At 65.9% G+C, this 14,128-nt stretch carries 18 protein-coding genes; 4 read left to right on the top strand and 14 right to left on the bottom strand.

The window, feature by feature from the left end:
• Positions 1 to 238 precede the first annotated feature (238 nt).
• The gene (locus tag ACH438_RS04625; protein WP_397001209.1) at positions 239 to 571 is read left to right on the top strand and encodes an MmpS family transport accessory protein; all 333 of its coding nucleotides are present in this window, start codon (positions 239 to 241) and stop codon (positions 569 to 571) included.
• Positions 572 to 653: 82 nt separating this feature from the next.
• On the opposite strand, the gene pdxS is transcribed toward ACH438_RS04625, so the two are convergent.
• From pdxS to ACH438_RS04570, 11 genes are all read right to left on the bottom strand, one after another.
• Complete coding sequence (gene pdxS / locus ACH438_RS04620) at positions 654 to 1,556, bottom strand: pyridoxal 5'-phosphate synthase lyase subunit PdxS (protein WP_397001207.1); 903 nt, start codon at positions 1,554 to 1,556, stop codon at positions 654 to 656.
• A 168-nt stretch (positions 1,557 to 1,724) separates the two neighbouring features.
• Positions 1,725 to 2,297 (bottom strand): alkaline shock response membrane anchor protein AmaP, encoded by a 573-nt coding sequence (locus ACH438_RS04615; RefSeq protein WP_397001205.1) that lies wholly within the window; start codon positions 2,295 to 2,297, stop codon positions 1,725 to 1,727.
• Entirely contained in the window at positions 2,297 to 2,857 is a 561-nt protein-coding gene (locus ACH438_RS04610; protein WP_397001203.1) for a DUF6286 domain-containing protein, read from the bottom strand. The genes ACH438_RS04615 and ACH438_RS04610 overlap by 1 nt, the downstream gene beginning before the upstream one ends.
• The gene (locus ACH438_RS04605; RefSeq protein WP_397001201.1) at positions 2,854 to 3,333 is read right to left on the bottom strand and encodes a hypothetical protein; all 480 of its coding nucleotides are present in this window, start codon (positions 3,331 to 3,333) and stop codon (positions 2,854 to 2,856) included. Before ACH438_RS04605 ends, ACH438_RS04610 begins: the two co-directional genes overlap by 4 nt.
• On the bottom strand, positions 3,330 to 3,518 hold the full coding sequence (locus ACH438_RS04600; RefSeq protein WP_397001199.1) for a hypothetical protein: 189 nt from the start codon (positions 3,516 to 3,518) through the stop codon (positions 3,330 to 3,332). Before ACH438_RS04600 ends, ACH438_RS04605 begins: the two co-directional genes overlap by 4 nt.
• A 27-nt stretch (positions 3,519 to 3,545) precedes the next feature.
• On the bottom strand, positions 3,546 to 4,043 hold the full coding sequence (locus ACH438_RS04595) for an Asp23/Gls24 family envelope stress response protein (RefSeq protein ID WP_397001197.1): 498 nt from the start codon (positions 4,041 to 4,043) through the stop codon (positions 3,546 to 3,548).
• On the bottom strand, positions 4,040 to 4,384 hold the full coding sequence (locus tag ACH438_RS04590) for a hypothetical protein (protein ID WP_397001195.1): 345 nt from the start codon (positions 4,382 to 4,384) through the stop codon (positions 4,040 to 4,042). The genes ACH438_RS04595 and ACH438_RS04590 overlap by 4 nt, the downstream gene beginning before the upstream one ends.
• Complete coding sequence (locus tag ACH438_RS04585; protein ID WP_397001193.1) at positions 4,381 to 4,761, bottom strand: Asp23/Gls24 family envelope stress response protein; 381 nt, start codon at positions 4,759 to 4,761, stop codon at positions 4,381 to 4,383. The genes ACH438_RS04590 and ACH438_RS04585 overlap by 4 nt, the downstream gene beginning before the upstream one ends.
• A complete protein-coding gene (locus ACH438_RS04580; RefSeq protein WP_397001191.1) occupies positions 4,758 to 5,342 on the bottom strand; it encodes an anti-sigma factor family protein in 585 nt (194 codons plus the stop codon). The genes ACH438_RS04585 and ACH438_RS04580 overlap by 4 nt, the downstream gene beginning before the upstream one ends.
• Complete coding sequence (locus ACH438_RS04575; RefSeq protein WP_397001189.1) at positions 5,333 to 5,893, bottom strand: RNA polymerase sigma factor; 561 nt, start codon at positions 5,891 to 5,893, stop codon at positions 5,333 to 5,335. The genes ACH438_RS04580 and ACH438_RS04575 overlap by 10 nt, the downstream gene beginning before the upstream one ends.
• A gap of 338 nt (positions 5,894 to 6,231) precedes the next feature.
• Positions 6,232 to 6,897: a hypothetical protein gene (locus ACH438_RS04570; protein ID WP_397001187.1), complete on the bottom strand. Its 666-nt coding sequence runs from the start codon at positions 6,895 to 6,897 to the stop codon at positions 6,232 to 6,234.
• A 125-nt stretch (positions 6,898 to 7,022) separates the two neighbouring features.
• On the opposite strand from ACH438_RS04570, the gene ACH438_RS04565 reads away from it, so the two are divergent.
• Positions 7,023 to 7,613, top strand: a complete 591-nt coding sequence (locus ACH438_RS04565) for a hypothetical protein (RefSeq protein ID WP_397001185.1) — start codon at positions 7,023 to 7,025, stop codon at positions 7,611 to 7,613.
• A gap of 61 nt (positions 7,614 to 7,674) precedes the next feature.
• Here ACH438_RS04565 and ACH438_RS04560 read toward each other — a convergent pair whose 3' ends face one another.
• Positions 7,675 to 9,972: an ATP-binding protein gene (locus ACH438_RS04560; RefSeq protein ID WP_397001183.1), complete on the bottom strand. Its 2,298-nt coding sequence runs from the start codon at positions 9,970 to 9,972 to the stop codon at positions 7,675 to 7,677.
• 140 nt (positions 9,973 to 10,112) lie between these two features.
• Positions 10,113 to 10,835: a Crp/Fnr family transcriptional regulator gene (locus tag ACH438_RS04555; RefSeq protein ID WP_397001181.1), complete on the bottom strand. Its 723-nt coding sequence runs from the start codon at positions 10,833 to 10,835 to the stop codon at positions 10,113 to 10,115.
• A 144-nt stretch (positions 10,836 to 10,979) separates the two neighbouring features.
• Here ACH438_RS04555 and ACH438_RS04550 point away from each other — a divergent pair, with 144 nt between their 5' ends.
• Positions 10,980 to 11,753, top strand: coding sequence for a hypothetical protein (locus ACH438_RS04550; protein WP_397001179.1), 774 nt, complete (start codon positions 10,980 to 10,982; stop codon positions 11,751 to 11,753).
• 10 nt (positions 11,754 to 11,763) lie between these two features.
• Positions 11,764 to 12,219, top strand: a complete 456-nt coding sequence (locus ACH438_RS04545; protein WP_397001177.1) for a hypothetical protein — start codon at positions 11,764 to 11,766, stop codon at positions 12,217 to 12,219.
• A gap of 370 nt (positions 12,220 to 12,589) precedes the next feature.
• On the opposite strand, the gene ACH438_RS04540 is transcribed toward ACH438_RS04545, so the two are convergent.
• Positions 12,590 to 13,660, bottom strand: a complete 1,071-nt coding sequence (locus ACH438_RS04540) for a hypothetical protein (protein WP_397001175.1) — start codon at positions 13,658 to 13,660, stop codon at positions 12,590 to 12,592.
• Positions 13,661 to 14,128 lie beyond the last annotated feature (468 nt).

Below are 14,128 nucleotides of genomic sequence, written 5' to 3'. Positions count from 1 at the left end.
AGCAGCTTCCCCGCAAACTCACCAGGGCCGAAAGTCCTCCCGCATCCCGAAATTCGATGACGGATACACCGACCTATTCAAATCCACAGGCGCAGTTGTGGATTGCAAACGCCAGCTGATACGGTTCCGCACCCGTCGGGAGGAAATCACAAATCGAGGGGATGAATTTGACCTACCAAAATGCGCCGGGACAGCCGTATCCGATTCCGCCGCAGCGGAAGAAGCGCAAGATCTGGCCGTGGATTCTGAGCGCACCGTGACCATTCGATACGAGGTCACCGGCAGCGCCGACCAGGGCGACACCATCAAGCCGTCGATCACGTACTCGACCGGCGAAGCCACCACGTCGCAGGACACTTCGGCCGTCCTGCCCTGGACCAAGGACGTCACCCTGACCGGCCTGCTCAAGCTGGCCAGTCTCACCGCGCAGGCGGGTGACAGCGACGGCGCCACCGTCACCTGCCGAATTCTGCAGGGCGACAAGGTGCTCAACGAGAACACCGCCACCGGCGGCGGTTCGATCGCCGACTGCACGGCCGATCTCAGCAATATCGCCGGCCTCACCAACTGATCCAGGCCGGAAAACGAAATTACGGGGTGGTCCGAAAAGGACCACCCCGTAATTTATTTCAGCGAACTATTCCGTCCGGAAATTACCAGCCGCGCTCCGCGAGCCGGTGCGGCTGCGGGATTTCCTCGACATTGATGCCGACCATGGCCTCACCCAGGCCACGGGAAACCTTCGCCAGCACATCCGGGTCATCGTAGAAAGTGGTGGCCTTGACAATGGCGGCCGCACGCTCCGCCGGGTTGCCGGACTTGAAGATGCCGGAACCGACGAACACACCCTCGGCGCCCAGCTGCATCATCATGGCGGCGTCGGCGGGAGTCGCGATGCCACCCGCGGTGAAGAGCACGACCGGCAGCTTGCCGGTCTCGGCGATCTCGACGACCAGATCGTAGGGCGCCTGCAGCTCCTTGGCGGCCACGTACAGCTCGTCCTTGGGCAGCGAGGTCAGGCGGCGGATCTCGTCGCGGATCTTGCGCATGTGGGTGGTGGCGTTGGAGACGTCGCCGGTGCCGGCCTCGCCCTTGGAGCGAATCATGGCCGCGCCCTCGGTGATCCGGCGCAGGGCCTCACCCAGGTTGGTGGCGCCACACACGAACGGGACGGTGAAGGCGAACTTGTCGATGTGGTTCGAGTAGTCGGCCGGGGTCAGCACCTCGGACTCGTCGATGTAATCGACGCCCAGCGACTGCAGGATCTGCGCCTCGACGAAGTGGCCGATGCGGGCCTTCGCCATGACGGGGATGGAGACCGCGCTGATGATGCCGTCGATCATGTCCGGATCCGACATGCGGGACACGCCGCCCTGGGCGCGGATATCGGCGGGCACCCGCTCGAGGGCCATGACGGCGACCGCGCCGGCATCCTCGGCGATCTTGGCCTGGTCCGGCGTGACGACATCCATGATCACACCGCCCTTCAGCATCTCGGCCATGCCGCGCTTCACGCGGGCGGTGCCGATGGTGGGGGTGGTGTCGGGCGTGGTCACGGCAAACTCCTGTGTCATGAGGGCCAATCGGATCGCATCTGGTCTCCGCGGATCACCGCGTGAGGAACACCCCGATTCTAGGCGTCCAGATGAGGCCGATAGATAGCCAGTCGGACACGACTGGACTGCTCACCCGACCGGCGGTGGCCGGGGTCACAACCGGTCGGGCTATTGCGGGGCAATCCCCTGGTCGGAGAGCCGGAACTCCATGCTGACCGGAATCAGGCCCACCCCGAGCGCCTCCCGCAACCGGCCGACGGCTTCGCCGAGAATGCGCCGGCGCAGCGCGGTGATATCGGCTCCGGCCGCCGCGGTCACGATCACGTGCAACTCGGGCGCACGTCCAGGACCCGACAGCACCGCCGACGCCGAGCTCACTTCCGGATAACCCTCGATATCCGTGGCCACCGCATCCGCCGCCATGGCCGAGGACATCATCGTGGTCCCCGCCGCATCCGACGCGGACAACTCCCACCCCACCGCTCGCGGCAGGCGGAACCATTGCGCCGCCACCCACCGCAGGCACAGCAGCCCGATCACGATCGCGCCGGCGACGATCACGACCAGCACCCAACTCGGCGGCGCCCCCGTACCCGGGACCAGCCGATCCCCCGATTCCACACCGGGTACCCGGCCGCCGTGCGCGGCCACCGCATACCCGCCCGCGGCCAGCAGCAACAGACCCACCAACGCGAGCAGCGCGCGATTCAACCGCGCCGGCCGATTCGACGAAATCCCCATCACTGACCGCCCTTCCGCACCGCCCGCACTCGCGTCCGTACTTCTGGTCCCGCCACTCCGATCCGTGCCAATGCCTGCGATACCGCCTCCCCCACAACCACTTCCGCCGACCGCACCTCGGCCGTGGTGGACTCGACGGCGATCGTCGGATGCACGGATGTCGCTTTGACTCGAATATTCTTGCGGCCCAATCTGATTCGCCGGGAATCGATACCGGGCAATGCATTCACCTCATGAACCAGGGTGGAGCGCACGCTGCGGCGCGTGACGCCCGCGGCGGTGCCGTCGAGTTCAGCCAAAGGGACCACTACGGGCCGGCCGGGCAGCAGGGCGAGAACCAGCAGGATCAGGCCCACCACGATTGCCACCACGCCCGCGGCGAGTACCGCGCCATCGGTCCACCAGGTGTCATGGAGGCGGGTCGCCACACTGTCGTAGGACACCAATTGCCTGTCCCCGGTGAGCTTCTGGATCAGCGAGATCACCGTGAGCAGGCATACCGCGAACAGCGCCACGGCCACCAGCACGGCCGGGACGGCGCGGCGCGGGCGGCGGATCATCGCACCCTCGGCGCGGATCGGGCTGCGGCCGTGCGGGATTCGTGGACCAGCGCCGTCACGACGATGTCCACCGCGGTCACCGATACTCCGGCCAGTTCGCTCGCGCGGCCGATCAGGTGGCGGCGGCAGTCCTCGGTGACCCGGGCCACCGGGAGCGGATAGCGGATCGGCATCCGTACCCGCAGCACCGCGTGCTCCCCCGACACATCGGCCTGCACGGTGATATCCGGTTCCACACCGTCCACCTCGCGCGCCGCCTGCGCGGCGATCCGGCGCACCGCGCGTTCACTGACCGTGGTCCGGCCCGGCGGCTCGGCGAGCGAACCGGCAAGCCGCGCGGTCGAACCCGTAGGTCCGGCGGCTTGCCCTGCGGGTCCGGCGACATGCCCGGTGGGTCCGGACGCGATTCCCGTATGCCCCGCAGCCGCTTCCGAAGGCTCGGCGGCCGGAGCCGGAGGGGGCGGGGCGGAGGTCACCGCCGGCCCCGATCACGCGCCGAGCGCACCATTCCGGACAGGTCGAGTGCTCCGTCGAGCCAGCGGCCGATGAGCAGCCCCAGCCCGGCGAACACCAGCACGATGGCGAAGGCGCTCAAACCGCCGAAGGCGGCGGCGAAGCCGAGCGCGATGCCGATGGCGAGACAGATCGATGTGGCGTTCAACTGCGACTCCTCTGCTCGGCGATGCGGCTACTGGACGCGGGTCCCCGCGGCGGGCTGCGGGTCGTCGTCCTCGGCGATGTAGACATCGTTGACATTGATGTTCACCTCGACCACCTCGAGGCCGGTCATCTGCTCGATGGCGGCGATGACGCTGCGGCGGATGGTGCGCGCCAATTCGGCGATGGCGACGCCGTATTCGACGACGATCTCCAGGTCGACGGCGGCCTGCGTCTCGCCCACCTCGACCGAAACGCCCTGTCCCACACTGGCGGACGCACCGGGGATGCGGTCGCGGATCGCGCCGAAGGCGCGGGCGGTGCCACCGCCCAGGTCGTGCACGCCGCGCACATTGCGCGCCGCCAGACCCGCGATCTTCTGCACCACGATGTCGGAGATGGTGGTGGAGCCCTGTTCGCTGTGCAGGGCGCCGGTGCGGGCCGAACCATTACGGGCGGAACCGGATTCGGTGGTCTGCTCGGCCGTTGCCTTGCCGGTTTCGGCCTTGGCGGAATCGGTCGCTGTCATGATTTTCCTCCTGAATCCTTTGTGCTGGGCCTTGTTTCTGTGTCCTCTTCGAGGGCGCCGACACCGAGTTCGGTGACGACCAGTCGTACCGTCGCGCCCGCCCACGCCGTGCCCGAGAGCACCGGCGCCACCGCGGTGGCCACCCGTTCCAGGAGCGGGCGCAGCGGCAATTCGGTTGCGATGACCCGGATTTCGACCAGGTTCGACCCGAGCTCGATCGCGGTGCCGCGGACGGGTTTCGGCAGCCACGACACATCGGTGAGCGAGGCGGCGGGCACTACGCCGTCGACCTCGGCCACCGCGGCGGCCAAGCGGTCGAGCAGGTCTCCGTTATCGCTCATCGGGCCCCCGGTTCCATATCCACGATGGTCACCGAGACCTCGTCGACGACCACACCGGTCCGGTCCCGCACGATATCGATCACCGCGCGCTGCACGGCGGCGCCGACCAGCGCGGCGGATTGGTCCGCGCCGATCGCGAGTTCCAGCTGCACGCCCAGCGCACCGGCCGGTTCGCGGCGCACGCGCACGCCCTCGGTGGTCGCCGTCTCGTAGCCGGACCACAGTTGTTTGCCGGCGCGGCTGAGTCCGGCGACCAGGCCGCGTAACCCCGGTTCGACCCGCACGACCCCGGCGACCCGGGTCGCGGCCCAGGCGGCGACACCGGCGACCACCGCATCGGCGACGACGAGTTCGGTGCGGGCGGCGGGCGGGGTCACCGGCCTCCTTCCTGATAAACGTCCACGATCGCGATGTCCAGTCGTCCGACCAGTAGACCGGTCCGCGCCGACGCGGCGGCGGTGACACGCTCACGCACCTGCGGAACGAGACCGGGCACGCCCGCGCTGTCGACGCGCACCGCGATGGTCATATTGATGTGCACGATGCTCTCGCCGTCCGGCCCGGTGCCGACGACCTGCATGCGGCAGCGCCGCGCGCGCACCCCCGGCACGGAGTCGGCGGCGAAGCGCAGCACCACGGCGGCGGCCTGCTCGCTGACCGACACCACGCCGGGATGCGGCGTCACGAGTTCCAATGTGGCGCCGCGCCGCAGCTCGGCGCGCACCGCGGACATGATGCGGCCGAACAGGTCCGGCGGCACCGGATCGGGTTCGTCGATGAGTTCCTGCGTCGCGGAACGCAAGCCGAGCAGGCTCTCCCGGGCGGTGCGGCAGTGCGGGCAGCTCGTCTCGTGGGCGTCGCCGTTGCCGTTCTCGACGACGTCCAGGCGTTCCCAGACCCGTTCCACGCCGCGGCCACAGGGCAGGAGGTAGTCCTCTTCGGTGTCGGTCACCGCCATGGCTGCATCACCTCCGCCAATTGCACTCGGGCCCGCGCGATACGGCCACGCACCTGGGTGGCGTTCGCGCCGACGATCTCGCCGATCTCCTCGTAGGAGCGGCCGTGTACCTCCCGCAGCAGCCAGCAGGCGCGCTGTTCGGCGGTGAGTTGCTGCAGCGCGGCGGTGAGCGCCTCGAGCTGGCTGTGCAGCTGAGCGGCGTGCTCGGGCTGGGTGTCGGCGCGCGGGGATTCGGTGGTGTCCGGATCCAGTTCGGCCGCGGGCTGCCGCTTGCGGAGCGCGTTCAGGCAGAGATTGGTGGTGATCCGGTACAGCCAGCCCGCGAAGGCGTCGTCGTCCTGTAGTTGGGCGATCCGCCGCCATGCGGTCAGGAAGACGTCCTGGACGATGTCCTCGGCCTCGGCGGTATCGGCCAGCATCCGTGCTGCCAGCCGATACATCGCGCCTTGATAGCGCAACACCAACTGCTCGTAGGCCCGGACATCCCCGTCGCGCACGCGGCCGGCGAGTGTCGCATCGTCGGGCGCGGTCGCGAGGGCTGCATCGGACACGGCCACAGCACCTCCTCATCGCTACATACGGTTCGACACCGATTCGCGGAGATCGTCACGCAGCATTATGGGTGACGGTTGTCTCAGAAGTTGCTATGGCCCGGTGACGCCCGGCTAGCCGTCCTTGCCGATCACGAACATGGTCGCCCAGTACTCGGCGGCGGACGGACCCAGGTACGGCATGAGAAAGTCGTACAGAATGTAAGACACGAAATCCTTCACCTCTCCACACACGGCCCGCCACTTACTTTGCGCGGCAAACCTTCCCAGGACCCTAGCGAAGAATTCGCCGGAGATCACCGGGACGACAAGATCGCTATACCCCGAAGTTGCCGGTGCTACACCCGATAGACGTAGCGACTGGTCGGCACCAGGTCCAGATTCAAGTGCGCCCCGAACCGCACCACGCTCTCCATCAGGCGAGTGACGCGGCGCTGCAACTCCTCCTCGTCCCCGCCACTGCCGTAGAACGCGTGCGCACTGCTCATGGCCGCCATCGGGAACAACTCCTCCACCAGCGCATCCACCCGCTTGCCCGGAGTTATGGCCTCCACCACCGTGTTCTGCACATACCCGAACGTGTCCTGCGTTTCGATGGCGACGGGCGTATGCAGCACATGCCAGTTGTGCAGCCACTGCTCCCGCGTCAGGTCCTCGGGAATCCGCAATACCGCGATATTCGCCAGCGCATCCGTCCGCACCCCGTCCGCGACCTCCGGCGGCACGATCGGCCGCCGCTCATCGACGATCCACCCGTTCACCTCATCGGCAACGGCGGCCAGCGCGGCCGTCACCGGCGCATGCTCCCCCTCGGTGCGCACGCTCACGATCGCGGAGATCGGCTCGTCATACGTGCTGTGCCGCACCTGCGCCGCCGCGACGTCCGCGTCCCGGACATTCACCTGCACCTCGAACACACCCAGCCCGGCGAGCTCCTTGTGCAGTTCCACCCCCCGCAGCCGCTCGTCCAGCCCCTCGCCCCACAACGCGTACATCAACTTCATAGCCGTATTTCCTAGCCGCAGATCACCATTGACCGCCCCACGGTAACCGGGCAATCGACCAGGAATACCCGCTTTCACAAGCCCGGTCCCGCCCATCGGACCCCGACCAGGGCACGATGTTGGTCATGACGCACTTCGCGGTCACCGTATGCCTCCCCGGCACACTGACGGAGGACGAACTGGACGCAGGTCTGGGCGCCACACTCGCGCGATACGACATCGAACGTGAAGTCGAGCCCTACATCGAATACACGCGCGAAGAACTGATCGCGCTGGGTCGTCGATCCAGCGCCTGGGGCGGACCGCCGGAGCGAGCGATATGGACCGACGAGCAGGTCTATGACCACTGGATCAAACAGTACGACACCGATGAAATCGGGCCCGGTGGGGAGGTTTACACGACCTCCAACCCGGAAGGGCAATGGGATTACTGGAGTATTGGCGGCATCTTCAACCCATTCTGGAAAGTACGCGGCACACCCGAGTCTGGTCCGCTGCCCACTGATACTGCACAACTCCGCGACATCATCCGTGAATCCCTCACGTCCACCTACGCGGTCATCGATCTCGACGGCGAATGGCACCAGCGCCGCGGAGGCCAATGGAATGCTGTGGCGGACCCAGCAGAGGTCGAGGAGTGGCGACAGACCTATGAGCACATCATCGACATGCTCCCGGCTGATTCCTGGCTGGTCCAGATCGACTGCCACCGCTGAATAATTTCGAGCGGGCAATTTCAGCGCCGCCCGAGCTCCGTTTGCGGGGGCGCGCGGACGTTCATTCCCCGGATGACCGATCAGCCTGATGTACATGCATATCGCCATCAGTAACGGCATAGATCGTGCCGCTACCGCGAGCAGCATTGTTCTGCTGGACTGTGGAGCCGGAATCTTCTCCAGCAGAGGGTACTTCGGCGGGTTGGTCTGCAGTCGCATAATTCTCGACCTTGTTGTGGCTACCGCCGACGACGGGACCATATGCGCCACCTTCGATATGGATGCTGATCCGATCGCCCTTGTCGTTCACGGTGTTTCCCTTCGTTTGTGAACGATTCAACGTACGCGAGTGTAGGGGACCGCTGCTGCCCTCCCATGTCCCGACTATGCCGTGCTCGGACGCTGATTCCACTGCCTGACGGATCGCATCAATGACATGCGGTGCGGCAGCGACAGCCGCGACGGCGACCACAACCCCGATCACGGCCTTCATAAACGCCGCCAGCCCGGCTGTTCCAGCCGCAGCGCTCGCTCCCGCGCCCCCCGCACCGGCCCCCGCCATTCCTCCTCCGCTGCCGGCGGCTACTGGTGCGCTACCTACATGCGCGCTACCGGTAGCCGTAGCTGGATTCGCTGCCATATGGACAGCCGCCGGGGAAACGGTTGGTGACGTGACCGGTACGGTGTAATGCGGAAGTTGCAGGGAAACCGTCGGCGGCCCTGAGTGCGCTGGGACCAAAGCAGTCATGTGTGAGCTCGCAGCGTGCACTGTAGCCGGGTGATGTGCTGGAGCTGCAATCTGTGTCGGATCACCGGTGGTAGGTATCGCACCAATCCCGTTATGCGACAGGGGTGGTGTTACCGGTTGCCCAGCTGGCAAATACCGTTGGGCGTTGATCGCTGTTGTTGCGGCGTGCTGTTGGCCCAGTTCCAACCAACGCGCCGCGGCCTCGGCCAGCAGCGCGGCAGCGATGACCCGCCGTCCGGTCACCATATTGCGAACACCTTCTTCATGCATGAAATACGTTGCTGCAGAGCGATCCCCAGCCTGCTCGGCAGCGAGCCAGCCTCGACCGAGAAGCCGACCCCACATCCCGAATCGCCGCGCGCGAGCCATAGCCGGTGAACTCGCACGAGCCACAGTGACCGCCAACCGTGGCTCGCCAGCACGCTGAGCCAGTTCAACGACCTTTTCCAGAGCGGAACCTGCGGCCGCGACGTCGTCGGGTGCGGTGTTCCTACGTTGAACCCACTGTGTGAAGTAGGCACACAATCCGGCGATCGGGTAGGCGTCTGAATCACTGAACACCGCAGCGATATCCGCAACGCTGCGGTAGCCGTGTTCGGTGGACTCGACGAGCCCAAGTCGAACAAGACGCTCACACTGTGCCACCGAATCCTTGCGATCAGACAGCGCCCCGATATGAGATGGCGACAACTCGGCACCCTCGAGCGTCGCCAGCAAAGCCAGAATCTTCTTCGAGACATCCGGAAGTCGTCCGACCAACAACGGCACGAGCTCGCTGACCTGGCTGGGCTTGGGTAGTTCTCCACGCTGGCTGGGCTGAGCCGCAATCGCGGCTGCGCGTTTGAGTAGCAATGGCCTGCCGTCTGCGGCCTTCCAGAGTTCCTCGGCCCCGCTGTTGTCAGCGTCCGATAACGGCTGGGTGCGATTGCCGGTCAGAAGTTTCAGGCCCGAAGCCAGATCCAGTCCCTCGAGCTCTATCACCGTGACGCCATCGAGCATCGACCGTTCCCGGGCAGCGAAGATGAAGGTCGCATCGGGCACCGAGTCGATGAGTTCACGCATCTGTTCGAGCGACAGGCTCACATCGTCGACGTAGACGCTCACGCGTACGCCTGTCATCAGCCGGCGCAACTCGGTCTGCATCGGCAGATAGGGATGACCGGTCGTGTCGTAGCACGCCTCGAAGATCTGCTGGGCCAGATCGCTGGCCTCTCCCGAGGCAGCACTCACAAACACCACACCATCGGGACCTGGTGCGAACGTCCGCGCCGCATATCGCAGCAATGCGCTCTTGCCGACACCCACCGGACCACATAGCTGCACCGCGCCACCCGCTCGGGTCGCCTCGGCCAGTGCCGCGAGCTCGGTCGCACGGCCAAGTGGTGTGGGCTGGCGCGACGGAAGCAACTCAACGTGCTCATAACGCGCAGGACGTGGCTTGTCACCCGGCATCAGGACACTGACCGATGATGCCTCCGCCCTGATAATGACATTCTGATTCCCTGCGACGACCGGGCCGGTTGCATCGCCGTGAACCTCAATCTGATATTGACTCCCCCGAGCCCTGTCGGCCGACTCTTGTTGTTCGGCAGTATTATCCGGGTCGCTCATGACTGATACTGCTTTCCCCATATGGAATTGGCGGACTGCTGATTTCCGGTCCGCGAATGGCTATCTCAGTGACGATAGATCCGCCTTCGCGGGGTGATGCCGTCGAAAGATTGGATTCCCCCTCCTGTTGCACTTCCGTGCTAGCCGTTGAAAGCTATGCGGTTCAACAGCCCCATATCTTCGATCCGGATGCTGCGGTATCCCGTGGATATCGCGCCCGATTCACGAAGGCCGCGCAGGGCCTTGTGTACCGTCGGCTCGGCAGCGCCTGACAGGGTGGCCAGCTCTGGCTGTGTCAGCGGCCAGCGGATCACCGCACCTGCGCCGACGGGCTCGCCATACGTCATCGCGATCTGATGCAGTACCCGGGCCAGTCGTGTCGCGACGTCGCAGCCGGTGAAGTCGATACGGCGGCTGTTGGCGACGCGCAACTTGGTCACGATCGCCTCGTTGACCGCCAACGCGATCGCCGGTTCGCGCCGCAGACAATCCAGGAAGTCGGCCCGAGTGACCGTTCGCGCCACAAGTGGGCCACAGGTAGTGACCGTCGCCGATCGGGGCCGTCCGTCCACACCGGCGAACTCACCCACCAAATCGCCACCCATCCGCACAGCCAACAGGGCCTCACGCCCGTCATTCGTGTGACCTGTCGCCTTGACTACACCATCTAGCAGGATCAGTACGAAGGTGCTCTCCTCCGACTCCCGCATGAGGACACGATCGGCCGGGAACCACACCCGCACCCCCAACGTCAGCATCCGCTCGCGCAAAGACAGGGAGAGTCCACCGAGCAAACTCGAAGCGGGCCAAGCCCATTCGTCACGCGGTTGTCGACCACCCGAGCCCAGCCCCCCGGCGTTCATACACATAAGTCTATTCCCGAGTACCCGGCCGACAGATCGAATCCCGAATCTTCTCTTTCTACGAGGTGCAGCTCGCGAATCGGCGCGATAGTGGTGTGACGAGGACGGGACAGCCCACCGTGGCCGTCGGATCGGGGAGGTCACATGGATCAACAGAAGCAATACCGGGCGTTGCTGGCCGTCGACATCGAAGCATCAGCAGGACGCGGGAACCAGGCGCTCCAGGTAATCCGCGAAGGGCTTTTCAACGCACTACGAGAGTCGTTGCGGCACAGTGAGATCGACTGGGATTCCTGCACACGTCACGATCTTGGCGATGGGCTACGGGTGATCGCGCCCGCCGGCACCTTGAAATCGCAGATGATTCATCCCCTGCTACACGAGCTATCCGTGCGCCTGCGCGCCCACAATCAGCTAGCGGCGGCGCTGGCCCAGATCCGTGTCCGCGTGGCATTACACGCCGGCGAGGTAAGCCTTGACGGGGATGGCCAGGCCACCGGACAGCCACTCGAAGTACTGGCCCGGCTACTGGATGCGACACCGGTCCGCATGGCCCTGACGCAGTCACCGCAGACAGTCACCTCCGTTGCTGTGTTGTCACAACACTTTTTCGCAGACACCGTCGGTCATGGATATCCCGGAATCGACGGCGATGCCTTCCATCGCGTTCCGATCCACGTGAAGAAATACACGGCAGATGCGTGGCTATACCTGCCAGATCCAGCCTTTGCGCTGCCGCCAACGCTGAGCACACCAGACGACGAGAGGCCGATGACGCCGACGCGGCCGCCATCCAACTCGCCGGATGACGCGTTGCGCCAGAACCGTTCGACGATGAACAACAAGGCGTCCGGCCACGGAATCATCTACGCGACGCAGAACGGCACACTCAACATCAACCCTGATGACAGGACATGAAGGAATCGGCATGGAATCCGAACTGAACGTACTCGCCGAGGCCGGGGCAGTTGCGCTGGTCAAAGCCATGGCCACCGATCTGTGGCCGCGAACCAGACAGGCCATCATTACTTTGTTTCGCCACAGCGGCCATGACGCAAAGGACGTCGAGGCCCATCTCGACGACCATGCCGCCCTTCTGCAGCATGCAGCCGATCCCGACATGATTCGCCAGGAATTGGTACGGGCTTGGATTCCAGAGTTGCTACAAGTCCTGCGAACTGACCCCAACCAGCAAGAAGCACTTGCCCGTCTGGCTGACGAGATCCCTGAAGTGGTCGTCCAGCGCATAGGCCATAACGTCGACCGTTCGAAGCTCGAACAGCTCAACACCGCCCACGACCACGGGACCATCTTCGCCGTGCAAGGCGGCGACCAGCACGCGTACCCGACAGCTACACAACCTCCGGAACACCCCCAAAAGTGACGCCAGTGCCTGGCATGCAGGGCCGTGAATCACCCAGTCATCATGACCTTCCTCAATCGGAATCAGCTGGGAAAGCTAGACTTTCGCGTGTCTGACGCAACTCTCGGCTTCCGCACGCTCAACTGCCGCAGGCCCGCTCCCTGCTGCTGCGGGCCAAGGAACAGGCAGTTCAGCGGCAGGGCGCCGAACCCGTCCGGACCGATATCACGCGGCTGCGGGTGATCGAACTACACACCCTGACACCGACTTTCGCCGTCCTCGTTTTAGCCGACGCACGCAACGATAACTGGCAGGCTGGCGGCTGGGCACCGTCATCAATCTGCCGCCCGCTATCTCGCTGATCAACGTCGACTGTCGCATCCGATCGTGGTCAGTCCCAGCGGTCGAGGGTGTAGCGGGTGCGGATATTGCCGGCGGTGACGCGGAAGGTGTGGTCCATCGACCCGCCTTTGGAGACCAGCAGGCCGCAGACCTCCGCTTCGTCCTTGCCGGCGATTACGGCTTCGGTGGTGTGGGCCTCGAGGGTTTTGCGGATCTCGTGGAGGTCGCTGCGGAGGAATTCGGGGAAGAACCCGGCGCCGCTGGTGTAGCGGGTGTCCTGCGCGCCGGAGAGGGCGAAGAGGACGCTCTGTTCGCGGGCCGTGCGGTCGTCTTCGATGTACCAGGTGGCGGGGTGCGGGATCACGGCGGTGACGTCGCGGAATTCGCCGGGTCGCAGGCCCCAGCGGTCGGGGGCGGAACCGTTGACATAGACGTACCAGGTGACGGGGTTGCGCTTGGCGGGAGTGTCCCACTGGATGATGGGCGGGGCATCGGGGTTCGCGGCGGTGACCATGGCGCCGTAGCCGGCGTCGCGGGCGGGGACCTCGTATTCGATGCGCTCCGCGGAGGGGATTACCGTGCGGCGGAACTTCTCCCAGGTGATCACCACGGGAGGTGCGTCGGAATCGATTGCGGCGCGGCGCTTCTCGGCGGGGACGAGGTGGGCGAAGACGCCGGTGGAGCGCGGGGCGTCCGGGACGCGGGGCACCCACATCGGGTGCACGTCGGTCAGTTTCGCGAAGCGGCGTTCCAGGGCGCCGGCCGCGCGCAGTTCGCCGATGACCTTTTCGGCGCGGGCGATCATGGCGGCCGTGGGGGCGGCGGTCGGGCGGCGGTACTGCAGCGGGTTCATCTTCTCGGCGAAGCGCTGCTTGACGGTCTCGTGCGGGAGGCCCTCGGCGAGGTCACTGAGCAGGGTGCCGATCATGCCGCTCTTGATGTGGCAGTAGCCGGCCGGGGCGGTGGCCGCGGCGAGCCAGACGAGGTTGTCGCGCTGCCGCTGTGCGGCCTCGCCGCGACCGTGGACCTTGTCGATCGCGCGATGCAGTTCCAGCAGCCAGGTGCCCGCACCGAGGATGGCGTCCGAGCGGTACAGCTGCTCGGTACGCAGCAGGGCCACGGCCTTTTCCACGATGGGGCGCGGGAATTCGGCGAGTGCGCGCCCGAGGGTTCCCGGTCCGCATTACGCGCGGCGACAAACTGCGAGGTGGTCAGGATCGGCGACGGGGTGTGCACTATGCCCTCGGGCGGCGTGAGCGCGAGGTGCGTCCACGAACCGCGTTCGGGGCGGCCCCATTCCGTGGCGTCCGAGCGGAACACCGAGGCGATGGCGGCGCGCTCGACATGGGCGGCCAGTGCGGCCGCGGCCTGCTCGTAGCCGGGCGGCATGCCGGCGGCCGACCAGATCGCGGAGGCGGTCTTCCCGTCCGGGCCGACGACCACCAGCCCGCCGTAGCGGTGCACGAAGATCCGGCAGGTGCCGCAGACGTTCTCGGCGGCGAGCGCCGGTGTCAGGCCATCGAGAAAGACGTCGAACAGTCCCGCGGTGTCCACGGTGAACAGTGCCGCGTCCGCCCCTGCCGCCGAC

The sequence above is a fragment of the Nocardia sp. NPDC020380 genome (assembly GCF_044386975.1).
GTDB lineage: Bacteria > Actinomycetota > Actinomycetes > Mycobacteriales > Mycobacteriaceae > Nocardia.
The sequence above is the reverse complement of the archived record's forward strand: the minus strand, read 5'-3'. Positions and strand labels throughout refer to the sequence as shown.

Excerpts from the sequence above, each read along its gene's own strand:
- ACH438_RS04595 (WP_397001197.1), bottom strand. The coding sequence starts at position 4,043 with ATGACAGCGACCGATTCCGCCAAGGCCGAAACCGGCAAGGCAACGGCC.
- ACH438_RS04555 (WP_397001181.1), bottom strand. The coding sequence starts at position 10,835 with ATGAACGCCGGGGGGCTGGGCTCGGGTGGTCGACAACCGCGTGACGAA.
- ACH438_RS04580 (WP_397001191.1), bottom strand. The coding sequence starts at position 5,342 with ATGGCGGTGACCGACACCGAAGAGGACTACCTCCTGCCCTGTGGCCGC.
- ACH438_RS04615 (WP_397001205.1), bottom strand. The coding sequence starts at position 2,297 with ATGGGGATTTCGTCGAATCGGCCGGCGCGGTTGAATCGCGCGCTGCTC.
- ACH438_RS04565 (WP_397001185.1), top strand. The coding sequence starts at position 7,023 with ATGACGCACTTCGCGGTCACCGTATGCCTCCCCGGCACACTGACGGAG.
- ACH438_RS04590 (WP_397001195.1), bottom strand. The coding sequence starts at position 4,384 with ATGAGCGATAACGGAGACCTGCTCGACCGCTTGGCCGCCGCGGTGGCC.
- ACH438_RS04550 (WP_397001179.1), top strand. The coding sequence starts at position 10,980 with ATGGATCAACAGAAGCAATACCGGGCGTTGCTGGCCGTCGACATCGAA.
- ACH438_RS04545 (WP_397001177.1), top strand. The coding sequence starts at position 11,764 with ATGGAATCCGAACTGAACGTACTCGCCGAGGCCGGGGCAGTTGCGCTG.
- ACH438_RS04560 (WP_397001183.1), bottom strand. The coding sequence starts at position 9,972 with ATGAGCGACCCGGATAATACTGCCGAACAACAAGAGTCGGCCGACAGG.
- ACH438_RS04570 (WP_397001187.1), bottom strand. The coding sequence starts at position 6,897 with ATGAAGTTGATGTACGCGTTGTGGGGCGAGGGGCTGGACGAGCGGCTG.
- ACH438_RS04610 (WP_397001203.1), bottom strand. The coding sequence starts at position 2,857 with ATGATCCGCCGCCCGCGCCGCGCCGTCCCGGCCGTGCTGGTGGCCGTG.